This is a genomic window from Rathayibacter sp. KR2-224 (genome assembly GCF_049446075.1).
Taxonomy (GTDB): Bacteria; Actinomycetota; Actinomycetes; order Actinomycetales; family Microbacteriaceae; genus Humibacter.
On record NZ_JBMSEB010000002.1, the window covers coordinates 456,216 to 478,674 of the forward strand.

The window sequence follows — 22,459 nt, forward strand, 5'->3', positions numbered from 1 at the left end:
GAAGTGCGCCTAGGGGTTGCGCCCCGCCCAAGCAACCCGTAGACCACTCGCAACCCTGCGTGGAGAATCGGGCGTGTGACGTCATCGCGCTCCCATCCCTACCCGCTCGGTGTGTCGCTGTTGGAAGGATGCGCGAATGTCGCCGTGTACTCGGAAACGGCGGACGCCGTCGAGGTGTGCATCTTCCACGGCGACCAGGAGAGCCGCTTTCCGCTGACCGAGCGCACCGGGCACGTGTTCCACGGCCAGGTGCCCGGCATGGGCGTCGGCACCAGGTACGGCCTGCGGGTGCACGGCGAATGGGATCCCGCTCGAGGCTTGCGGCACAACCCGAAAAAGCTCCTGCTCGACCCGTATGCACGGGCGATCGAGGGTGGATACGAGTGGGGCCCCAGCGTCTTCGGACACAAGCTCGACGATCCGCTCGTGATGGACGAGTCCGACGATGCCTCTTCCGTGCCGCGTTGCGTCGTGACGAGCGCGGAATTCGACTGGGCGCACGACGCACCACCGGGCACTCCCCTGTCGGAGACGGTCATTTACGAGACGCACGTGAAGGGGTTCACGAAGCTGCACCCCGACGTGCCTGAGCACCTGCGCGGCACCTATGCCGGGCTGGCGCATCCGGCGGCCATCGACCACTTCACTCGGTTGGGCGTCACCGCGGTCGAGCTCCTGCCCGTTCACCAGTACGTGCTCGACAACCACCTGCTGGAGAAGGGGCTGAGCAACTACTGGGGCTACAACTCCATCGGGTTCTTCGCGCCGCACTCCGGCTATTCGGCCGCGGGCGACGACGGCGGCCAGGTCGACGAGTTCAAGCGCATGGTGCAGGCCCTGCACCGCGCAGGCATCGAGGTCATTCTCGACGTGGTCTACAACCACACCGCCGAAGGCAATCACCTGGGACCGACTCTGTCGTTCAAGGGAATCGACAACGGTGCGTACTACCGCCTGGTGGATGACGATCCGGCGTCGTACTTCGACACCACGGGAACCGGCAACAGCCTCAACGTCGGGCATCCCGCCGCGCTTCGCCTCATCATGGATTCGCTTCGGTACTGGGTGACAGAGATGCACGTCGACGGGTTCCGGTTCGACCTCGCCACCACGCTGACCAGGCAGGACGGCTCGGCCGAACTGCACAGCGCTTTCCTCACGCTCACCGAGCAGGATCCCGTGCTGGCTTCCGTCAAGATGATCGCCGAGCCGTGGGATACCGCCGGCTACCAACTCGGCGGCTTCCCCGCCACGTGGTCCGAATGGAACGGAAAGTTCCGTGACGACGTGCGCGACTTCTGGAACGGCGCCGACAACGTGCTCGGCACCGTGTCGCAGCGCGTGCTCGGCAGCCCAGACGTCTACGAGGCCTCCCGCCGCTCGCCCCTCTCGAGCGTGAACTTCGTCACGGCGCACGATGGCTTCACGCTCGTCGACCTCACCTCGTACGAGCACAAGCACAACGAGGCCAACGGCGAAGACGGAAACGACGGCGAAGACGACAACCGCTCGACGAACTGCGGTGTCGAAGGACCGACGAACGACCCTGAGGTGAACGCCCGGAGACGCACGCAGCAGCGGAACCTGATGGCCACGCTGCTGCTCTCCGCCGGTGTTCCGATGATCCTGGGCGGAGACGAGCTGGGCAGAACGCAGCGCGGCAACAACAACGCGTACTGCCAGGACAACGAGATCTCGTGGTTCGACTGGGAACACGCGGACGACGACATGTTCCGGTTCACCTCCGAGCTCGTGAAGCTGCGACGCAACAACGCCGCGCTGCGACCGGCCTGGTACCGGCAGGCGCCCGAAATGGGCGCGAGCGATACCGTGCTCGTGGTGCGCTCCGACGGGCAGCCCTTCGAAACGGAGGACTGGGAGAACCCGGATGTGCGATCGGTCACCTTCGTGCTTCACCACGAGGGCGGAGACTCGTTCGCTCTTCTCCTGAATTCGGCCGAGAACGGCGTGGAGTTCAAGCTGCCCCCTGCGCCTGGCACACCGTGGCGACTAGTGGTCTCCAGCGATGAAGAGCAGTCAGCCGACCGCGACCACACGACGCTGATTCTCGGTGGCCGCACGTTCACGCTTCTGCGTTCCGTCAGGAGCGGCTCGTGACGAGCATGCCGACGTCCACGTATCGCCTTCAGATCACGTCGGAATTCACGCTCGGCGACGCCGCTTCGCTGTGCAGCTACCTGGGGCGCCTCGGGGTGGGCTGGGTCTACCTCTCCCCTCTGCTCCGCGCAGAGCCCGGCTCAATGCACGGCTACGACGTGATCGATCACTCCCTGATCGACCCCGAGCGCGGAGGAGCCGAGGCATTCTCCCGAGTCGCGGATGCCGCGCGCGCCGAAGGCATGGGCATCCTCATTGACATCGTGCCCAACCACATGGGGGTGGCGACGCCCGAGCTGAATGCGTGGTGGTGGGATCTGCTTCAGCACGGCAAGGAGTCCCGATTCGCCGGGGCCTTCGATGTCGACTGGGATGCCGCGGACGGCCGCATCCGGATTCCCGTGCTCGGCGACGGCGATGACGAACTGGACCGCCTGCGCATCGAGCACGGCGTGCTCGCGTACTACGACAACCGGTACCCGATCGCTGAAGGCACGGCTCGCGACGGAGACAGCCCTCGGGCCGTGCACGATCGCCAGCACTACGAGCTGGTCAACTGGCGTCGCGCGGATGCCGAGCTGAACTACCGCCGTTTCTTCGCGGTCAACACGCTGGCGGCGATCCGCGTCGAGGAGGCGAGCGTGTTCGATGAGTCGCACGCGGAGATCGGTCGCTGGTTCAGGGACGGGCTCGCCGACGGACTCCGGGTGGATCACCCGGACGGCCTCGCGGACCCGCGCGGCTACCTTGATCGACTGGCCGCGTTGACGGGCGGCGCGCCCGTGTGGGTGGAGAAGATCCTCGAGGGCGACGAGGTGCTGCCCGGCAACTGGATGACGTGCGGAACCACCGGGTACGACGCTCTCGGCGACTTCGACCGCATCCTCGTCGACCCTCGCGGCCGAGCGGGCCTTGAACGGGCGGAATGGCAACTCCACGCGACGCAGGAGCCTGACGACGGCTCCGTGAGTGAACGGTGGCAGCAACTGATCCTCGGCACGAAGCGCTCGGTGGCCGAGGGCATCCTTCGCTCCGAAGTGAACCGCCTGGTGCGAGAGCTGCGCCGCAATCCCGGCCTCGAGGGAACGCATTCGGATGCCGACCTCGCGCAGGCGCTCATCGAACTGCTCGCCGCCATGCCGGTCTATCGCACCTATCTGCCCATCGGCGAAGCGCACCTCAGGCAGGCGGCCGCGGCCGCACGTGCAGAGAGGCCCGACCTGAGCGAGGCGATCGACGCCGTCGTGGCAGTGCTCGCCGACCCTGGTCATCCGGCCGCCGTGCGTTTTCAGCAGACCTCGGGCATGGTCATGGCCAAGGGCGTCGAAGACACCGCCTTCTACAGGTTCGCGACGTTGACGTCGCTCAACGAGGTGGGCGGCGACCCGAGCGAGTTCGCCATCGACACGGTCACGTTCCACGAGCGGCAGGCGCGCAGGCAGGCCGCGTTCCCCCTGTCCATGACGACCTTGTCGACCCACGACACCAAGCGTGGCGAAGACGTGCGGGCACGCATCACGTCGCTGTCCGAACGCCCAGAACTGTGGGCCGAGACACTGACCCGGCTGCACGAGGCCGCCGGTTTCGACGATCCCGTGCTCGAGAATCTCATCTGGCAGGCAGTCGTCGGCGCATGGCCGGCGTCGAGGCAGAGGCTGCACGCCTACGCCGAGAAGGCGGCCCGCGAAGCAGGCACGTCGACGAACTGGACCGGTCCGGATGCCGAGTTCGAGGCGCGCATGCACGCCGCGATCGACGCGGTCTTCGACGACCCGCGCGTGGCATCCGTGATCGAGCAGACCGTCGCCGCGATCGCCTCCGCCGGCCTCGTCAACGGGCTCAGCGCGAAGCTGCTGCAGCTCGCTGCTCCGGGCATTCCGGATGTCTACCAGGGCAGCGAGTTCTGGGAGCGCTCGCTGGTCGATCCGGACAACCGTCGGCCGATCGACTTCGCGGCCCGAGCGGCACTGCTGGAGCGCATCGACGACGGATGGCTGCCCCCGCTCGACGACAGCGGCGCGGCCAAGCTGCTCGTGACGACACGTGCCCTGCGTCTGAGGCGGGAGCATCCCGAGCGGTTCATCTACTACCGGCCGACCGAGGCGGTGGGTGCAGCGCGCGACCACGTCGTGGCCTTCGACCGTGGCGGCGTCATCGCGGTCGCCACCCGCCTTCCGCACACCCTGACCGAGTCGGGCGGATGGCGCGACACCGTGATCGAGCCGCCTGGCAGCGCGCTCGTCGACGTGCTCACCGGGCAGGAGTACTCGGGCGGAGGCATCCGGCTCGCCGAGCTGCTCGGCCGCTATCCGGTCGCGCTGCTGACCACGGCGGAGCGGGCGGACGGAGCACCGCAATCGGACACGCAAGCGGAAGGAGGGGACGCCTCATGACCTTCGAGGTGTGGGCACCCAGGGCCTCCAGCGTCGACCTCGTGATCGGCGAGGCGCGGCATCCGCTCGTCCGTGACAGCCGCAGAGACGGGTGGTGGCGGCCATCGAGCAGCGAAGGTCTGGACAGCCGGCAACCGTATCCGATCGATTACGGCTACGCGATCGATGGCGACGGACCGTTCCCCGACCCGCGGTCGCGCCGCCAACCTGAGGGCGTGCACGGGTTGTCGCAGACCTTCGACCCATCGGCGTTCGAATGGTCGGACGGGGCGTGGACGGGACGACCGCTCGCGGGCTCGATCGTCTACGAGCTGCACATCGGCACGTTCACCCCGGAGGGCACCTTGGATGCCGCGGCCGCGCGCCTCGACCACTTGCGTGCGCTCGGCGTCGACTTCGTCGAGGTGCTGCCCGTGAACGACTTCAACGGCCCGCACAACTGGGGCTACGACGGCGTGCTCTGGTACGCGGTGCACGAGCCGTACGGCGGACCGGAGGCGTATCAGCGCTTCGTGAACGCCTGTCATGCCGCCGGCATCGGAGTCATCCAGGACGTCGTCTACAACCACCTCGGCCCGAGCGGCAACTACCTGCCGAAGTTCGGCCCGTACCTGCGCGACGACAAGGCGAACACGTGGGGCAGTTCCGTGAACCTCGAAGGTCCTGGCTCAGACGAGGTGCGCAGGTACATCATCGACAACGCGCTGATGTGGTTGAACGACTACCACGTCGACGGGCTGCGCCTGGATGCCGTGCACGCGCTGGCAGACACGCGCGCCACGCACATCCTCGAAGAACTGGCCGTCGAGGTGTCGAGGCTGTCCGCCCACCTTCGGCGCCCGCTCACCCTCATCGCCGAATCGGACCTGAACGATCCGCGGCTGATCACCTCTCGCGAGGCGCACGGCTACGGGCTCGACGCCCAGTGGAGCGACGACTTCCATCACGCGCTGCACGTCGCGCTGACCGGTGAGGTCAGCGGCTACTACGCCGACTTCGCAGGGCTCGACGTGCTTGCGAAGGTGCTGACGCACGGCTTCTTCCACGACGGCACGATGTCGACGTTCCGCGGCAGGCACCACGGCAGGCCCATCGATACGCTCACGATGCCCACCAGTCGGCTCGTCGTCTTCAATCAGGATCACGACCAGGTCGGCAACCGGGCCGCGGGCGACCGGCTCAGCAGCAGCCTTGACGACGGGCAACTCGCGATCGCGGCGGCGCTCACCCTGCTCGGCCCGTTCACGCCGATGCTCTTCATGGGCGAGGAGTGGGCAGCATCCACCCCGTGGCAGTTCTTCACGTCGCATCCCGAGCCGGAACTGGCCGAGGCCACGGCGAGCGGCCGGAAGGCAGAGTTCGCACAAATGGGCTGGGACGAATCGATCGTGCCCGATCCGCAGGACCCGGAGACGTTCCGCAGGTCCAAGCTCGACTGGGCTGAGGCGGAGGGCGGCAGGCATGCTCGCCTGCTCGCGTTCTATCGGCGACTCGCGGGCATCCGCCGGGCGAGACGGGGTCTGACCGATCCTCGTTTCGGCACGATACGGGTCGACGCGGACCAGGATGAAGGATGGCTCGTGCTGCGCAGATCCGATACGGCGGTCGCGGTCAACTTCGCGAACGCCCGGGCGACCGTCCCACTGCGAGAGGATGCCGTCGTACTGGCCTCGTTCGGTGAGCACGAGTCGGCCGCATCCGGAATTCGTCTCGGCGGACATTCACTCGTTGTGGTCGACACGACGGCAAGCACTCCCAGCGAACAAGACGCCAGTGAGGTCATCGTGGAGCGCAACATCGGCAGCAACGAGAACGAGATGCAGGCATGAACGAATCGGAGCAGATCACAGAACGGCTGGCCGGCGACGTGCAGGATGAGGCACGGACCGTGGTCGAGGAGGCGAACGAGGCGCCCGAGATCAGCTACGACGAGGAGCGGTACCCGGCACGGCCGCATCGTCTACGGCCACGTGCCCAGCTGCGGGCCAGCGGTATCCGTCGCTCCTTCTCGGATCCACGCTCGGCAGACGCATCCAACCCGTCCTACGTCGAATGGCTGAAGCGCCAGTCGATGCTGGGCGACGCTGAGGTGCTGGGCCGGGGGCTTTCCGGCCAGCCGAGCATGTGGCGCAATCCGTACGCGCGTCCCGACGCGAGGCGCGCCATCCGCTCTGCCTCCGTGTGGTTCACGGCCTACCCGATCTCGCTGATCACACGGCCTGGCCAGTCCTACCTCGGCGCACTCGGCGACGAGGGACTGTGGCGCGCGTTCGAGTCGATCGGCATCAACGCTGTGCATACCGGCCCCGTCAAGCAGGCCGGCGGCATCACTGGCTGGGTGCAGACGGCGAGCATCGACGGCCACTTCGACCGCATCAGCACGCAGATCGATCCGGTCTTCGGGCAGGAGGACGAGTTCCGGTTGCTGTGTGACGTGGCCGAACGGCACGGTGGCATAGTCATCGACGACATCGTGCCCGGCCACACCGGCAAGGGCGCCGACTTCCGCTTGGCCGAGATGGCGTACAAGGACTACCCGGGCATCTACCACATGGTGGAGATCCCTGAGGAGGACTGGTCGCTGCTGCCCGACGTGCCAGAGGGGCGGGACGCCGTGAACCTCGACGCCGACACCGAGGAGCAGTTGGCCGAGCGCGGTTACATCATCGGCCAGCTGCAGCGTGTGATCTTCTACGCCCCCGGGGTGAAGGAGACCAACTGGAGCGTCACGGCCCCGACGGTCGGGGTCGACGGACGAACGCGCCGTTGGGTATACCTGCACTACTTCAAGCAGGGGCAGCCATCGATCAACTGGCTCGACCCCACGTTCGCGGGCATGCGCCTGGTGATCGGCGATGCGTTGCACTCGCTTGGCGACCTCGGCTCGAGTGCGCTGCGTCTCGATGCCAACGGATTCCTGGGCGTGGAGAAGAGCGCTGAGGGGCTGCCCGGCTGGTCTGAGGGGCATCCGCTCTCCGAGGCCGCGAATCATCTCATCGGCAGCATGGTGCGCAAGGTGGGCGGCTTCACCTTCCAGGAGCTGAACCTCAGCGTCGAGGAGATCCGCGACACCAGCAGGGTGGGTGCCGATCTTTCCTACGACTTCATCAACCGTCCCGCCTACCACCACGCCTTCGCCACCGCCGACACCGAGTTCCTCCGCCTGACGCTGCGCACCGCGCTCGCCGCCGGCGTGGATCCCGCCGGGCTCGTGCACGCCATGCAGAACCACGACGAACTCACCTACGAGCTCGTGCACTGGGCCGCACGCCACCGCTCGGACCTGTTCCCTTTCCGTGGCGAGGAAGTCACGGGGGCCGAGCTCGCCGAGACCATCCGGGCCGACATGCTCGCGAAGCTCACGGGCGAGGATGCCCCGTACAACCTCGTGTTCACGACGAACGGGATCGCGTGCACGACGGCATCCGTGATCGCGGCCGTGCAGGGATTCAAGAGCCTGGATTCCATCGACGACGACGACATCGACGGCATCTGCCGGGCACAGCTGCTGCTTGCCATGTTCAATGCTTGGCAGCCTGGCGTGTTCGCCCTCTCGGCCTGGGATCTGCTTGGCCTGCTGCCGCTGCCGGCCGAGCAGGTGCGCGACCTCATCTCCACGGGAGACACGCGCTGGATCCACCGTGGTGCGCATGACGTGACGGATGCTAATCCCGCGGCTACCACGTCGGCCTCCGGCATGCCGCGTGGCCGGTCGCTCTTCGGCTCGCTGACCAGCCAGCTGGCGAGGCGGGACTCGTTCGCGAACCGGCTCAGGCGCATCCTTCGAGTGCGTACCGATTACTGCATCGATGTCGCCAGTCAGATCGACGTTCCCGATGTGGCGCATCCCGGGATGCTCGTCATGGTGCACCGGCTGGACGACGGGGATGTGTCACGTGCGGACGCTCGTGAGCAGGTCACGGTGCTGAACTTCAGCGACGAGACCATCGAGGGCACGGTGCGCTCCGATGTGCTGACGCCACGGCGCCGGGTCATTGACGTCGAGACGAACGATGAGATCGGCCGTGTGGACGACCTCAACAGCTTCTCCGTGAGCCTGCCCCCATACGCAGGACTCTTCCTGCTGATCGACGGTGCCGAGGAGGACGGGACGAACGACGCAACGGCGTGACCGGTTCGTTGCAGGTCAGGCCATGAGCGGCAACCGGCCCACCATGCGATCCACCCGGTTCCGCGGGCCGACGATGCCCAGCGCGTGGTACTCGAGCTCGCCGGATCCCTTGGCAGACACGCTGCTCAGATATTCGTCGTAGACGCGCGTGAGTTGAGCATCCACGGGCATGTCCACGACGAGCACATCGTCATGGGTAGCCGCCTTGCTCCTGATCGCCTTGAGCTGTTGCCGATCGGCCGAAAGCACCGTGCATCCCGCCCAGGGCAGACCCGGATGCACGGCGCCGTCCGCGTCGAGCGCGTCGGGTCCGAGCATCCCGCTCACGGCCCTGCCCGTCGCTGCCGCGACGCACGCCGCGGCATTCACGGCTCGGCCGGGCTCGAGTTCGCCATCGACGACGACAACCCATTTGAGACGGGCCGAGCGCGTCGGCGCCGACGTGTCGATCTCATCCTCGGCGAAGCCGAACGATTCCGTGAGCAAGAGGTCTCCTGACGTATAGAACTCGGCAATGTGCAACGATGATAGACAGAAGCGCGGACGCAACGCAGGACATCCGCATTTAGTACGGAAGTGAAAGTCCCATGGAGCCTCTCGACGAACTTGATACGGCGATCCTGGCCCAATTGCAGTCGAATGCTCGGCGCACCAACCGCGAGGTGGCAGCGGCGGTCGGGGTATCTCCGACTACCGCACTCGACCGCACTAAGTCGCTCATCGCGCGAGGAGTCATCCGGGGCGCACGCCTCGAGCTCGATCTCGCGAAACTGGGCAGGCCGGTGCAGGCGCTTATCAACGTGCGCATCCGGCCTCCGTCGCGCGCCAACATCGAGGCCTTCCGCGACTGGGCGGCCACACTGCCCGAGGTGCTCGGACTGTTCGTGATCACCGGCGACGACGACTTCATCGTGCACGTCGCGGTGCCCGACAACGACAGCCTGTACACCTTCGTCATCGACCGCCTCACCCAGCGCAAAGAGATCGCCAACGTGCGCACGACCGTGGTCTACGAGCATCTGCAGAACGGCTCGGTGGCGGCGGAGCGGAGGAACGCGACGTCGGCGGCTGGTGAGACTCTTCGCCGGTGAACTGCTGCTTCCCCGGGTGCGATGAGCCGGCGGTGGCCGACGCTCCCGTCCCGTTGTGTGTTGCACACCTCGCTGCCGCGGGTGACTGGGCGGAGCGTCTCTTCGGTGTGGAGGACGTGCTGCCGTCGCCCTGCCTCGCCTGCGGCTCGCGGGTAGGCATCCGTTACCCGTCTGGCTGGGTCTGCGCGGTGTGCGAGTGGGTATACGGAACGGCGCCGGATGCCGAGCTGCCGCCACCCCGCGTGGAGGTGGTCTACTACATCCGGTTCGGCGATCGGATGAAGATCGGCACGACCGCAAACCTCGGTCGACGCATGCGGCAGCTGTGGCACGAGGAGCTGGTCGCCCTCGAACGCGGCGGACGCGCCCGCGAACGGCAACGCCACGAGCAATTCGCCCAGTGGCGGCTGGGCAACAGCGAGTGGTTCACGCTGGCGCCGGAACTCGTCGATCACGTGCATGCGCTGAGTGCCGGGGTCGACGACCCGTGGGCGTTGCACGCCAGGTGGGTGAGCGAGGCGACCGCCGCGCACCGCTGAATCGAACGCGCACTGCTACGAGCAGAAACTGTTACGAGCGCGAATACCCCATGCCAGCATGAGGTCGGCGCCAATCGAACTCGTGGGGGCACGTCAATGGCAGGTAATGCACGACTCATCCGATCATCCGAGCTGTTCCAAGGGGCTCCGTACGCGTACGCTGCGACTGCTCCAGCGGACGCGCGCATGGTCTATCTCGCCGGGACTTGCCCGCTCAATGCCGACGGATCCATCGCGGCCGTCGGCGACATCCGGGGCCAGACCCATAAGTGCCTGGAGAACATGCACATCGCGCTCCGGGAGGCCGGTGCCGACATCAGCGACGTCGTGTTCACCCGGGTCTTGGTGGCCTCAGCCCTGCGGGACGACCTCAGCGCGGCCTGGGATGTCGTGGAGAACGAGTTCGGCGACCACGATGTGCCAAGCACCCTGTTCGGTGTGACCGTCTTGGGCTGGGAAGACCAGCTCGTCGAAATCGAGGCGGTCGCCGCCGTGCGATAGATGCGCGCAGCGTCTCGTCAGTTGTAGTCGGCGGTTACCGTGCGGCGTTCGCCGTCGAGCCGGATGGTTCTTCCGTACGGCACGATCCATTGCGGTCGAGTGTGGCCGAACGGCACGCCGACGCAGACGACTGCATCGGGGTTGTAGCGCGTGACCTGCTCGATGATCGTGTCGCGTTGAGCGGCGCGAAGTCGTGCGCGCTCGTCAGGGCCGGGGACGGATGAGTTCAGTTCACTGACCGGCGGCCGAGCCACGAGCACTCCGGCGACCTGTTCCAGAACGCCTCGCTCACCGAGCGCTCGAACCCATCGCTTCACCTCGTCTGCGGGCGGCAGCTCCTCGCTCGTCTCCAGCAGAAGTATCGCGCCGGCGAGGTCCTCGGCAGACGGCATCCGATCCGCCACGGCGATCTGGTCGATGACCTCGATGCAACCGCCCCACGTGCGGCCTTCAACGACGGCACTGGGACCGGCCCAGGTCCACGGCTCGCTCGGCTCGCGCGCACCGAACTCACTCAGGGCGCGCGGATCCGTCCAGGGCCGGCCGAAATCCTCGGACTCGCCCGGTTCCGTCAACTCGATCACCCCGCCGTCCAGCAACGCGGCGCGCAACGAAAGCTCGTGCACGTCGTCGAGGTGCGGCCCGGGACCGAGATGCACCTGCGTCGACCCGCCGTAGAAGCTCGGGACGCCGAGGCTCCACAGCAGGTTGTGCAGGTTCGTGTTGTCGCTGTAGCCGAGGAACGGCTTCGGGTTCGCTGCGAGCACATCGGCGTCGATGTGCGGGACCACCGTGATCTGGTCATCGCCGCCGATGGTCGCGAGCACGGCTTTGATCGTCGGATCCCCGAAGGCGGCCGTGACGTCCGCGGCTCGAGCCTCGGCGCTGGCACCCAGTTGACGCGTCGTAGGATACTCGACCGGGACGAGGCCGGTCGCCTCCGTGAGCCGCCGCATCGCCTGCTCGTGAACGGCCTCCGACACCGCAGGAGCGGCGAAGGCCGGCGAGAGGATCGCGACCCTGTCCCCGGGTTCGGCCTTCGGAAGTCTGCTGAACGGGCGCGGCGTCATCACTCGATTAGACCAGACGGGTGGTGGTGGGACGGAGCGGATGGCTGTTACCGATCTTCGAAACCCCACGTTCGAGTGCGAGCGGTCCCCACGACTTCGGCCACGACTCGTCTAAACCCGCAATCGCTGGGCGAGGGACTTGCTAATCGGCAGAACTAGGAGCGGAGACGATCTCTACCACGGCTGGTGTCCGGAAGGCCATGACCCCCGCCGATTGGCGTTGTTCGAGGATGCCTAGCTCGACAAGCCTGTGAACAGCATTGCTGACGGCCTGGTAGGTCATGCCGGTCGCGTCCCGCAGATTGGGAATGTTGACGAACGGCGACCCGATCAGGATGTCGACGATGTCCCTGACCGCGCCCCGGGCCCCGGCCTCGCGCAAAATCTCGTGGTAGCGGCTCTGTAGGTCTAGAAGACGACGAATTCGGTCTGCCGAATCGATCGCGGATACCTCGATGGCTCTCGCGAAGAAGGCGACCCAATCATCCCAGACACCGTCAGCACTCACCCCGGAGAGCAAATCTTGATATTCCTCCCTTCGCTGCTCGAACCAAGGGGACACGCTCAGGAGACCCTCGGGCAGAACGCCAAGCGATACGAGCTGTAAGACAATGAGCAGCCGCCCAATGCGGCCATTGCCGTCGTTGAACGGGTGCAGCGTCTCGAACTGATAGTGGGCCATGGCTGTGGCAACGATGGGATCGAGATGCAGTTGGGGTGTTTGCATCCACGTGACGAGATCGCGAACTCCGGCGTCGAGAGCTGGCCCTTCCGGCATGGGGATGAACCGTGCATCTTCGACCCGTCGCCCTCGGGCCCCAATCACAACCTGGACACGTCTGATCCGCCCCGCTTCAACCGTGTCCGCCGCAGTCCCTGACACCAGCATGCGGTGCAACTCGCACAAGAACCCAGGCGTGATGGGCCGCTGCTGCTGAACCCAGGCGAAGCCGCTTTCGGCAGCTGCAACGTAGTTGAGCACTTCGTTGAGTGCCGGCGAGCGTTTGCTCCCTTCAATCACGTCTGCTGCTAGCACGTCCTCGAGTGGTGCGTAAGTCCCCTCCAGAGCGGAAGTACTCTGCGCCTCGCGGCGGAGAGTTGGTTGCCTGAGAAGGCCGGGATTGATGATGAGCAGTGAGCCCTGCTGCAGTCGTCCCAGAGCGCGATTCGCAGCGGACACGCGGGCCCAGGTCGAGGTACTTAGGTCCGGCGCAGCACTCAAAGGGTGCGCCGCGAATGCGAAGTGCTCGTATGACACGCCCTGTCCATCGGTCCCTTTGATCGGGATGAGATCGCCTATCGGGCTGTTCCTGAACCTACGAGCGTCCATATGGGCTTCAAGTCCTCTTGACTCTAGAGCTGCTCTATTCAAGTAAAGCCTCGTCTACTTGAACATACAACGGTGTAATTCAAGCGAAGTTGTGGGGCCTAGCCCTTAGCGCAAGAAACGAGGACCTGATGCCCCTTCGAGCGAACGATATCTGCACTGTCGGCGCATCGACAGGCGACTTCCTATCACTCCAGGTTTAAACGAAAACGGCCCGCTTTCGCGAGCCGTTTCCTACTGTCTCAACACAGTGTGCGCCATGAGGGATTCGAACCCCCAACCTTCTGATCCGTAGTCAGATGCTCTATCCGTTGAGCTAATGGCGCGTGGGGCGCAGACCGGAACATTCGCAGTCCGATCAACCTGACGACTATATCAGGCGCGCAGGGGCGGCTCGAAATCGCGCGGGCTTTGGCTCGCTGTGCTCGCTCAGGGCGCGGTCTCGAGAGCGGCGCGGATGCGCGCGGCCACGGCATCCGCTTCCTCCGGCGACGCGTATGCGTGCCGTGGGCCAAGCCAGAAGCGCAGGCCGTCGCCCTTCGAGCGCGGGATCACATGCAAATGCAGATGGGGCACCGACTGTGAGACGACGTTGTTGACGATGAGAAGCGAGCCGTCGGCATCCATCGTGCTCTCCACTGCGCGCACGAGCGCCTGGGACGTACGCAGCCACGGCGCGGCGAGCTCGGCCGGCAGTTCGTCGTACGTCTGCACGTGCCGCGTCGGCACCATCAGCACGTGTCCCTCGAACACCGGATGCGCGTCGAGGAAGGCGACGAAGTCGTCGTCCCGATAGACCTCGCGAGCGGATGCCTCACCCGCGACGATCGCGCAGAATGCGCACTTCTTCGTCGACCCGCGCTCGGTGAATGCGGCCCTCGACTCCGACTTCGGCTTGGGCCGCGACGGGGACTCCTGCCGCGAAGCCGCCTCCGCCATGTCAGGCGAGCACTTCGTCGAAGAAGTCGAGTTGCGCGCGCCAGCTGCGGGCATCCGCAAGCGGACGGTAGCTCTGGCCTGGAACGGTGAACGCGTGCGGCGCGCCGCTGTAGGTGACGACCTGCCAGTCGACGTGCGGGACGGCGCGCAGCTCATCCTGGAACGCGTGCACGTCGGAGTCGGGCACCACGGGGTCGGCACCACCGGTGAGGATGAGCAGCTTGGCGCGGATGGCATCCGCGTCGCTCGGGTCGTGCGCGATGAGGCGTCCATGGAACGAGACGACGCCACGGATGTCCGCTCCCGTGCGCGCGAACTCGAGCGCAGCGGATCCGCCGAAGCAGTATCCGATCGCCGCGATGCGCGACTCGTCCACCTGCGGCAGCTCGGCGAGCGTCTCGTACGCCGCGTGCACACGGGCTCGCAGCAGCGGAAGGTCGCGGTAGTACTGACCTGCCAGCGCGGGCGCCTCTTCGTGGCTAGGCCGAACATCCGCCCCGTAGACGTCGGCGACGAAGGCGACGTAGCCGAGTCGTGCGAGCATCTGAGCACGCAGTTCCGCGTTCGGGCCTACACCCAGCCAGTCCGGCACGATGAGGATGCCCGGCCGCGGCTCCTGCGCCGCCGCATCGTGAGCGACATATCCGTTCAGCTCAATGCCGTCGTGCCCGTACGTGATGGAGGATCCCTCGAGCTTCGCTCCATCAGGAACGGGGATGCGTGCGAGCAGCTCCTCGTGAGTGGCGGGCAAGTCGGTCATCGGCTCCTCCTTCGGCTCGCTGTCACGTTACCGCGAGGCGCACGTGAGCGGCTCGGCGGGCTCGGTCGGGGCATCCGACCTACGCTGAAAGCATGGCCGAGGAATACGCTCACGAACCGGATGCCCACCGCTACGTACTCCGCGTGGACGGCCAGATCGCCAGCGTCGTCGACTACACGGTGCTCGGCGACTCGCTGTCGATGACGCGCACCTTCACCAACCCGAACCTCCGGGGGCGTGGACTCGCGGGCAAGATCGTGGAGTTCGCGGTCGACGACGTCGAGCAGAACACGAACTACCACGTGGTGCCGATGTGCTGGTACGTGGCGCAGTGGTTCGAGCAGCACCCCGAGCGCGCCGACCTGCTGAAGGCTCGCACGGCGTAGCTCGGCGTCGGCCGGTCGGCGTAGCCTCGCCGCATGGCCATCACCAAGGTTCAGCTCTTCTCCATCCCCGTCTCAGATCCGGATCGCGCGCGCGAGTTCTACGTGGACACGCTCGGGTTCACACTCGTCTCCGACACGATGATGGGCGAGGATCAGCGCTGGATCCAGGTCGTACCGCCCGGCGCCGAGACGTCGATCACGCTCGTCACCTGGTTCGACAGCATGCCCGCCGGCACGGTTCGCGGTCTCGTACTGGAGACGGATGACCTCGGCGCCGACATCGACCGGCTCACGAACGCGGGCGTCGCGTTCGACACCGGTGTCGAACGTGCACCGTGGGGCCAGTACGCGCAGCTGAGCGACCCGGACGGCAACGGCCTCATCCTGCAGCAGACCGCCTTCTCGGCCTGAGCACGCCGATGCGGCGCCAGAGGAACCCGGCACCGAATCCCAGCGCCAGCCCGAGCAGCATCGCTACGCCGTGAGCATCGCCTGCGACCACCAGCACGATCGCAACGACGGTGGCGGCACCGGCGCAGGCGCGCACGACGACCGCTGGTCTCGGGGACGGATGCCTGGCATCCTTCGTGCCGATCAGCAGCGCGAGCGCGAACACGGTGAAGATCAGGCCGTCGTTCGCGAACGAACTGCCGCCGCCCGGCGTATGCCACACGATGACGGCCAGCAGGTTGAGCACGATCGACGGCACCAGGTAGAGCGCGGTTGCGAGCAACGGGCCCCAGATCCAGGTGCCCAGCATCAGCGCGAGCGCGACCACGACGAGGTTGAATGCCGCGGCCACGAGCCCGCCGTCCTGGGCGGCGAGCGCTGTGGCGATACGCCACCACTCGCCGCGGGCGAGCGTTGCGTGCGGGTCGCGCGCGAGGGCATCCGTGATCTGGGGCACCCAGGTCTGAAGCACCGACGGCACTCCGATGAGCACCACGAGCACGAGAGCCGGCCAGGGGAAGGGGCGGGCCGACGGAAGCATCCGGATACCCACGTTCACGAAGAGCGCGAGTACGACGAGATTCCCGACGATGCTGGCGACGCTCTCGCCCGAGGTATCCACGCGTTCGAGGATGCCACGGCGCGGGCAGAGGGCATCCGGTTATCCTCGAAACGAATGCCGCGCACACCGTCGTGTCACGAGCACGCATGCCGAGAGCACTGTGCGGGGCACCCAGCATCCGTCTCCCACGAGGACATTCAATGACGAATACGACAGGCCGCGCGGCACTCATCGCTTCGTACGCGCGCACACCATTCCTTCGCTTCAACGGCGGCTTCGCCTCGATCCCGGCTGCCGAACTCGGAGCCCACGCGCTGCGGGCCGCACTGTCGCGCGCCGCCATCGGCCCCGAGCAGGTGGACATCGTGCAGGGCGCGCAGGTCATCCAGGCCGCCGCGGGGCAGAACCCGGCGCGTCAGGCGGCGGTGAAGGCGGGCATCCCGATGACCGTGCCTGCGATCACTCTTAACGCCGTGTGTCTGTCGGGCACGCTCGCGATCGCGGCGGCGGCCAAGCTCATCGAAGACGGCGACGCCGACATCGTCGCGGTCGTCGGCCAGGAGTCGATGTCGCTTGCGCCGCACGCGTGGTCGGGTTCCCGCGTCGGGCAGAAGTACGGCGCCGTCGAACTCATCGACACGCTCGAGCTCGACGGTCTGACGGATGCCTTCCAGCACGTCTCCATGGGCGCCTCGACCGAGGAGTACAACACCAAGCTCGGCATCACGCGCGAGGAACAGGATGCCTACGCGGCATCCTCGCATCAGCGACTCGCGGCATCCGCGGACTTCGTCGCGGGCGAGATCGAGCCGTACGAGGTGGCGTCGCGCAAGGGCGCGACGAAGTACTCGTCCGACGACGGCGTGCGCGTGGAGACGACGGCCGAGACGCTCGCCGCACTGCGTCCGGCGTTCGCCAATAACGGCACGATCACGGCCGGAAACTCGTCGCAGATCACCGATGGCGCCGCGGCACTCATCATCGTCGCCGACGACGTCGAGCTCTCCGTGCGACCGCTCGCGCGCATCGTGTCGCAGTCGTTCGTGGCCGGTCCCGATACGTCGCTGCATTCGCAGCCGTCGAACGCGATCGCGACGGCGCTGCGCAAGGCGGGCGTGGAGGCATCCGCTCTGGCTGCCGTGGAGATCAACGAGGCGTTCGCCGCCGTATCGGTGCACTCGACTCGGGAGCTGGGACTCGACCCCGCCATCGTCAACGCCGACGGAGGGGCGATCGCGCTCGGGCATCCGCTCGGTGCGTCGGGCGCCCGCATCGTGGGACACCTCGCGCGGCGACTGCAGCAGGCAGGCGCCGGCAGCGTCGGCGCCGCGGGACTGTGCGGAGGCGGCGGGCAAGGCGCGGCGATCGTGCTCGAGGCGCTGTAGCGGGCGCGGAGCTCGGGCGCGGACGGGGCTCCCCCGGGCCCGGCCGGCCGCGGGGCCGTTGCGCCCGGGCCCCGGCCGTCACGAAAACAGCAGGAAGCACCGAGAACAGCAGGAAATCTGCTGTTCTCGGCGCGAGAGCGCGATCTCTGCTGTTTTCGCTGCGGCGCGTGCTGGGCTGCCGGACCGCCGTCGTTTGACGGCGGCACGGCGGGCGGGCGGTATGGGGTCAGAGCGTGCCGTGTGCGGCCCAGAGTTCGGCCGCGCGGTCGGCGCCCTGGGCGATCAGGGCGACGAGCTCGGGCCGGTCCGGAACGCGGAACGAGACATAGGCGCCGCGGCCGCCGGCTACCGGACGTCCGTAGGCCTTTGCGGCGAGACCCCCGTCGGGCAGAAGCCGTACCGTGATGCTCTCCAGCTCGAACTCTTCGCCGCGCCGGTCGTCGCGCCAGCGCAGTTCCTGGGGCACCACGATATTGATCGCCAGCGCTCCGACCTCGATGGGCTCGGTGGGTTCAGCCATGGATCCATGGTCCCAGACCCGCCACCCCGTCAGACCCTGCGACCCCGTCAGACCCTGCGACCCCGTCAGACCCTGCGACCCCGTCAGACCCTGCGACCCCGTCAGACCCTGCGACCCCGTCACGAAAACAGCAGGAAGCACTGAGAACAGCAGGAAACCTGCTGTTCTCAGTGCGAGAGCGCGATCTCTGCTGTTTTCGGTGGGGCCAAGGGTTGGGGCGGAGCCTGGGGCGGAGCCGGGTGCGGCCTGGTGCGGCTGGGGCGGCCGGTGGCGGTGTGCCGCGTGGCCTGATCGGGCCGGCGGCGGGGGTAAGGTGCGGTCGGCGGTGGGGGTAGGGTGCGGGGCGGCCGTGGGTAGGGGTAGGGTGCGGGGCGGCCGGTGGGGCTCAGGCGTAGAGGGCGTCGGCGACCCGGCGGCGCAGCTCGATGACGCCGCTGTCCGACCAGCGGGTGGGATGCACGCGGTTCGTGAGCAGCGTCCACGCGCGTCCGGAATCGAAGTCGATCCAGAGGCCGGTGCCGGTGAAGCCGGTGTGGCCGATCGTGTGCGGGCTGCAGGCATCCCCGCCCGACCATCCGTCGTACGGATGCTCCCACCCGTACGTGCGCTGCGGCCCGACCGGCGTGCGCATCAGCTCGATCGACTGCGGCGAGGCCGCCGTGCCGTCGAGCAGCCCGCGAGCGAAGCCGAGCACGGATGCCGCGGTGCCGAACAACCCAGCATGTCCGGCCCCCTGCAGTGCGGCGGCGTTCTCATCGTGAACGGTGCCCACGAGCATCCGTCGGCGCCACGGGCAGTACTCGGTCGCGGCCGCCTCGGTCGGATCCGCGGACCACGCGAAACCCGCACCGGGGTCGAGGTCGCGGATGCGGGCATCCGCCAGGCGCTCGAGCACGAAACCGAGCAGCATGTAGTTGAGGTCGGAGTAGACGGGGTCGCCGTGCGGCCAATCGCGCTGGATCACGAACGCTCGCAACTGGTCGGGATCGGTGCCGTACGTGTAGATCGGCCACGTCGCCGGCAACCCGCTGGCGTGGGTGAGACAGTCGCGCGGGGTGATGCGTCGCTGCCAGGCATCCAGGTCGAACTGGCGCAACTCGTGCAGCACCTGCGTGATGGGGCCGTCGAGGTCGAGGATGCCTGCGGCTGCGGCATGCAAAATGCGCGGCGTCGTGAAGATCACCTTCGTCAGCGACGCGAGGTCGAACCATGTGGCCGTCGTCATCGGCCGCTCCGGCTCGCGCTGCGCAAGGCCGACTGCTCGCACCTCGGACTCGGTGGATGCCGCGTCGAGCACCCCGAACACCGCGCCGGGTATGCGGCCGGAGTCCACCCACGACGTGACGAGGTCGAATGCTGCATCGAATCCCATGCCGTCAGCGTATGGCGCTGGCCCATAGTGAGGAGTAGTCCGCGGTCCGGCACCAACACAAGTCCCCCGCAGCGAACCCGCGGTCCGGTACCGACAGCCAGTCCGCGACCGCGATAGCGGCCGTGCGCTACCGGTGCCCCGACACCGAGTCGGCGACGCGCGCGATCGCGGACGTGCGCGTCCTGCCGCCGTCCTCGAGCCGGTCGGCCATGCCGTACGCCCGGTACAGCCCGTTGACCGCGACGAAGCGCAGCGGCTCGATCTCCCACTTGCGCACCCGGTGCCCCACCCAGGGCAGCGTCGTCAGCTCGGTGTCGCGCTCGAGCACGAGGTCGGTCAGGGTGCGTCCGGCGAGGTTCGTGGCGGTCACGCCTGTGCCGACGTATCCCCCAGCCCACGCGAGCCCGGATGCCCGATCCAACCCGACCGTCGCCGACCAGTCCCGCGGCACCCCGAGCACGCCCGACCATGCGCGTTCGACCCGCACGTTGCCCAGCACCGGAAAGAACCGAACGAGCAGCTCGCGCAGTGACCGCACGGTGACCTCGGGCGTGGAACCGTCAGCATCGAACCGCGAGCCGAAGTGGTACGGCACGCCTCGACCTCCGAAGGCGATGCGTCCGTCCGCCGTGCGCTGCGCGTACATGTACACGTGGGCGAGGTCGCCGAGGGTTTCGCGACCGACCCAGCCGATGGCATCCCACTGCGCGCCGCTGAGCAACTCGGTGACGATGAGCGACGAGTTCAGGGGGACCCACGCGCGGTGCGCGCCAGGCATCCGTGCCGTGAAGCCTTCCGTCGCGCGCACCACGACGTCGGCGTACACGGCGCCACGAGTCGTCACTGCGCGAGCCGCGCGCCCGACGCCCCGAGGCTCGATCGCGGTCACCCGCGTGCCCTCGTACAGCTCGACGCCGAGCGCCTCGACCACGGTGGCGAGCCCGCGAACGAGCTTGGCCGGCTGGATGCGAGCACAGTGCGGCTGCCACAGTCCGCCCATGGTGTTCGAGACGGCGATGCGAGCGGATGCCTCACCCGCGTCGAGCAGGCGTGCGTCGGCATCCCGCCACTCGGCCTCGCCATCGGCCCACTCGTGCAGCCTGGCGAGTTGAGCCCTGTTGCGCGCAACGTTGAGCTCTCCGCCTAGCGCGATGTCGGCGTCGATGCCCTCCGTCTCCGCCGCGCGGATCACCTCGTGCACGCTCGCCGTCATCGCAGACTGCATGGCTTGCGCACCCTGGCGGCCGTGCGTCTTCACGTACTGCTCGCGGCCGCCCGTGACGGAGTTGGTCAGCCATCCGCCATTGCGCCCGGACGCCCCGTACCCGGCGAATCGCTGCTCGAGCACGACCACCCTCAGCGAGGGTTGCGTCTTCTTGAGGTAGTAGGCGGTCCACAGCCCGGTGAACCCGGCACCCACAATGCAGACGTCCGCCTGCAGGTCGTTGTCGAGCGAAGGACGGGGTTCGGGGACCGGCACCTGCGAATACCAGAACGAAACGGATGCCTGCACCACGTCGCGACTCTACCCAGCGACCTGGGTCGCGCAGTTCGGGTCGCGCAAACTGTCGCGTACGTCGACGTTTGCCAACACTTTTCGCGACTGCACACCTCACGTTCCGGCACGGTGGAGCGTCTGCAGTATGAAGAGAACGAACGTGAGGAGTACAGCATGGGCACGCGTCACGCCATCGTCACGGCGCCGCAGATCTCGGAGCACATCGGCGAGGTCACCATCGTCGCTGATAAGGACGCCGTCACCGGCATCTACTACCCAGGCCACTGGACGAAGCCCGACCGTTCGGCATTCGGGCCGGAGGTCGCCGCCGCATCCGATCCCGTGATGGCCGTCGCTGTCGCCCAGCTTCGGGACTACCTGACCGGCGAACGTACGTCCCTCGACTTCGCGATGCGCGCGGACGGGAGCGAGTTCGAGCAGCGGGTGTGGGGCATCCTGCGCGGCATTCCTTACGGCGAGACGCTCACCTACGGACAGATCGCGGAAGAGCTAGGCGATCGCAGGCTCGCCCGCATGGTCGGGCAGGCAGTCGGACACAACCCGCTGTCGATCGCGGTGCCGTGTCACAGGGTCGTCGGCGCGAACGGAACGCTCACGGGCTACGCGGGTGGGCTGGAGCGCAAGCGGTTTCTGCTCGGTCTCGAGGGCGCGCTCGACGAGGCCGAGCTGACGCTGTTCTAGCCGGCCCGCTGTGTTAGCCGGCCCGCTGTGTTAGCCGGCCCGGTGTTGTAGCTAGCACGCACGGATGCTCTAACGAGCTTCGCGAATCGCGCGGTCGCCATCAGCGCTGCTCCGACTCCCGCGCAGCAGCCCGGGCCGCACGCGCGAGCACGAGACGCGTGATGAGAATCGTCGCCCCGACGGTGGAGAATCCGAGACCCAGGATGAACGCGAGCATCGAGTCGCTCGCGATCCCGACGACCAGCAGCACGACGCCGGCGATCAGGCTGGCGGGGCTTCCGTAGGACTCCACCGTGCTGCGCGGAATAGTCTTGCTGACCATGCCGAGCAGGTAGAACCCGACGAGTGCCAACACGAAGCCGGCCGCGCCGATCCAGAGCCAGACGCTTCCGACCTCGGCGGCCGCCACGAATCCGAACATGGCTGTGCCGACGCCGACGCCGGGGATGAGGCTCCACCAGCCGCCACGCATGGTCAGCGCCCCGTGCACTCCCGATGCGGCGATGAGCCCGGAGAACAGGCCGATGATGGCGCCGAGAGCCACTGCGGTCGCCGGGTCGTCGTCGATCGGCGTGAGGATGCTCAGCGCGAGTCCGCCGATGGCTCCCCCACCGCAGATGAAGCCGACGTAGAGCAGCACCAGCACATATCGAGGGGCGACCGGCGCACGGGTGGCGTGCTTGATCAAGGACACGAGTCCCGAGTGTAGGGGGC

At 67.3% G+C, this 22,459-nt stretch carries 20 protein-coding genes, 1 tRNA gene and 1 pseudogene; 11 read left to right on the plus strand and 11 right to left on the minus strand.

All coding sequences use genetic code 11. The features are described 5' to 3' along the window. Positions 1–75: 75 nt before the first annotated feature. Genes glgX through treS form a run of 4 tightly spaced genes read left to right on the plus strand, consistent with a single transcriptional unit; the run spans position 76 to position 8,643 of the window. Positions 76–2,118 carry a glycogen debranching protein GlgX gene (glgX, locus tag ACO2Q7_RS14525; protein ID WP_423356415.1) on the plus strand — a complete coding sequence of 681 codons (2,043 nt, stop codon included), beginning with the start codon at positions 76–78 and terminating at the stop codon, positions 2,116–2,118. 5 nt (positions 2,119–2,123) lie between these two features. Next, entirely contained in the window at positions 2,124–4,511 is a 2,388-nt protein-coding gene (gene treY / locus ACO2Q7_RS14530; protein ID WP_423356514.1) for a malto-oligosyltrehalose synthase, read from the plus strand. After that, positions 4,508–6,340 carry a malto-oligosyltrehalose trehalohydrolase gene (gene treZ / locus ACO2Q7_RS14535; RefSeq protein WP_423356416.1) on the plus strand — a complete coding sequence of 611 codons (1,833 nt, stop codon included), beginning with the start codon at positions 4,508–4,510 and terminating at the stop codon, positions 6,338–6,340. Before treY ends, treZ begins: the two co-directional genes overlap by 4 nt. After that, positions 6,337–8,643, plus strand: coding sequence for a maltose alpha-D-glucosyltransferase (gene treS, locus ACO2Q7_RS14540; protein WP_423356417.1), 2,307 nt, complete (start codon positions 6,337–6,339; stop codon positions 8,641–8,643). The genes treZ and treS overlap by 4 nt, the downstream gene beginning before the upstream one ends. 15 nt (positions 8,644–8,658) lie before the next feature. Here treS and ACO2Q7_RS14545 read toward each other — a convergent pair whose 3' ends face one another. Then, positions 8,659–9,129, minus strand: coding sequence for a DUF2000 domain-containing protein (locus ACO2Q7_RS14545; RefSeq protein WP_423356418.1), 471 nt, complete (start codon positions 9,127–9,129; stop codon positions 8,659–8,661). A 101-nt stretch (positions 9,130–9,230) separates the two neighbouring features. Here ACO2Q7_RS14545 and ACO2Q7_RS14550 point away from each other — a divergent pair, with 101 nt between their 5' ends. From ACO2Q7_RS14550 to ACO2Q7_RS14560, 3 genes are all read left to right on the plus strand, one after another. Beyond that, positions 9,231–9,734, plus strand: coding sequence for an Lrp/AsnC family transcriptional regulator (locus ACO2Q7_RS14550; protein WP_423356419.1), 504 nt, complete (start codon positions 9,231–9,233; stop codon positions 9,732–9,734). Positions 9,735–9,766: 32 nt separating this feature from the next. After that, a complete protein-coding gene (locus ACO2Q7_RS14555) occupies positions 9,767–10,273 on the plus strand; it encodes a GIY-YIG nuclease family protein (RefSeq protein WP_423356420.1) in 507 nt (168 codons plus the stop codon). A 96-nt stretch (positions 10,274–10,369) separates the two neighbouring features. After that, positions 10,370–10,774 (plus strand): RidA family protein, encoded by a 405-nt coding sequence (locus tag ACO2Q7_RS14560; RefSeq protein ID WP_423356421.1) that lies wholly within the window; start codon positions 10,370–10,372, stop codon positions 10,772–10,774. A 17-nt stretch (positions 10,775–10,791) separates the two neighbouring features. Here ACO2Q7_RS14560 and ACO2Q7_RS14565 read toward each other — a convergent pair whose 3' ends face one another. From ACO2Q7_RS14565 to ACO2Q7_RS14585, 5 genes are all read right to left on the minus strand, one after another. Then, positions 10,792–11,844 (minus strand): S66 family peptidase, encoded by a 1,053-nt coding sequence (locus ACO2Q7_RS14565; protein WP_423356422.1) that lies wholly within the window; start codon positions 11,842–11,844, stop codon positions 10,792–10,794. A 142-nt stretch (positions 11,845–11,986) separates the two neighbouring features. Then, on the minus strand, positions 11,987–13,174 hold the full coding sequence (locus tag ACO2Q7_RS14570) for a Fic family protein (RefSeq protein WP_423356423.1): 1,188 nt from the start codon (positions 13,172–13,174) through the stop codon (positions 11,987–11,989). Positions 13,175–13,424: 250 nt separating this feature from the next. Further along, a tRNA-Arg gene (locus tag ACO2Q7_RS14575) sits at positions 13,425–13,497 on the minus strand. 103 nt (positions 13,498–13,600) lie between these two features. Then, positions 13,601–14,110 (minus strand): HIT family protein, encoded by a 510-nt coding sequence (locus ACO2Q7_RS14580; RefSeq protein ID WP_423356424.1) that lies wholly within the window; start codon positions 14,108–14,110, stop codon positions 13,601–13,603. Position 14,111: 1 nt separating this feature from the next. Next, positions 14,112–14,870, minus strand: coding sequence for a dienelactone hydrolase family protein (locus ACO2Q7_RS14585; RefSeq protein ID WP_423356425.1), 759 nt, complete (start codon positions 14,868–14,870; stop codon positions 14,112–14,114). Positions 14,871–14,956: 86 nt separating this feature from the next. On the opposite strand from ACO2Q7_RS14585, the pseudogene ACO2Q7_RS14590 reads away from it, so the two are divergent. Both ACO2Q7_RS14590 and ACO2Q7_RS14595 read left to right on the plus strand, forming a co-directional pair. Beyond that, positions 14,957–15,256: pseudogene (locus tag ACO2Q7_RS14590) on the plus strand (GNAT family N-acetyltransferase); the annotation flags it as partial. Positions 15,257–15,289: 33 nt separating this feature from the next. After that, positions 15,290–15,667: a VOC family protein gene (locus tag ACO2Q7_RS14595; RefSeq protein ID WP_423356426.1), complete on the plus strand. Its 378-nt coding sequence runs from the start codon at positions 15,290–15,292 to the stop codon at positions 15,665–15,667. On the opposite strand, the gene ACO2Q7_RS14600 is transcribed toward ACO2Q7_RS14595, so the two are convergent. Further along, on the minus strand, positions 15,636–16,328 hold the full coding sequence (locus tag ACO2Q7_RS14600; protein WP_423356427.1) for a hypothetical protein: 693 nt from the start codon (positions 16,326–16,328) through the stop codon (positions 15,636–15,638). The two genes, ACO2Q7_RS14595 and ACO2Q7_RS14600, sit on opposite strands and share 32 nt — an antisense overlap. Positions 16,329–16,468: 140 nt before the next feature. On the opposite strand from ACO2Q7_RS14600, the gene ACO2Q7_RS14605 reads away from it, so the two are divergent. Continuing rightward, positions 16,469–17,653, plus strand: a complete 1,185-nt coding sequence (locus tag ACO2Q7_RS14605) for an acetyl-CoA C-acyltransferase (protein ID WP_423356428.1) — start codon at positions 16,469–16,471, stop codon at positions 17,651–17,653. Between the two features lie 226 nt (positions 17,654–17,879). Here ACO2Q7_RS14605 and ACO2Q7_RS14610 read toward each other — a convergent pair whose 3' ends face one another. From ACO2Q7_RS14610 to ACO2Q7_RS14620, 3 genes are all read right to left on the minus strand, one after another. Next, positions 17,880–18,173 carry a hypothetical protein gene (locus ACO2Q7_RS14610; protein WP_423356429.1) on the minus strand — a complete coding sequence of 98 codons (294 nt, stop codon included), beginning with the start codon at positions 18,171–18,173 and terminating at the stop codon, positions 17,880–17,882. A gap of 385 nt (positions 18,174–18,558) precedes the next feature. Then, a complete protein-coding gene (locus ACO2Q7_RS14615; protein ID WP_423356430.1) occupies positions 18,559–19,545 on the minus strand; it encodes a serine hydrolase domain-containing protein in 987 nt (328 codons plus the stop codon). A gap of 127 nt (positions 19,546–19,672) precedes the next feature. After that, complete coding sequence (locus ACO2Q7_RS14620; protein WP_423356431.1) at positions 19,673–21,061, minus strand: NAD(P)/FAD-dependent oxidoreductase; 1,389 nt, start codon at positions 21,059–21,061, stop codon at positions 19,673–19,675. Positions 21,062–21,217: 156 nt separating this feature from the next. Here ACO2Q7_RS14620 and ACO2Q7_RS14625 point away from each other — a divergent pair, with 156 nt between their 5' ends. Further along, a complete protein-coding gene (locus ACO2Q7_RS14625; protein ID WP_423356432.1) occupies positions 21,218–21,745 on the plus strand; it encodes a methylated-DNA--[protein]-cysteine S-methyltransferase in 528 nt (175 codons plus the stop codon). A 100-nt stretch (positions 21,746–21,845) separates the two neighbouring features. Here ACO2Q7_RS14625 and ACO2Q7_RS14630 read toward each other — a convergent pair whose 3' ends face one another. Continuing rightward, positions 21,846–22,439, minus strand: a complete 594-nt coding sequence (locus tag ACO2Q7_RS14630) for a hypothetical protein (protein WP_423356433.1) — start codon at positions 22,437–22,439, stop codon at positions 21,846–21,848. Positions 22,440–22,459 lie beyond the last annotated feature (20 nt).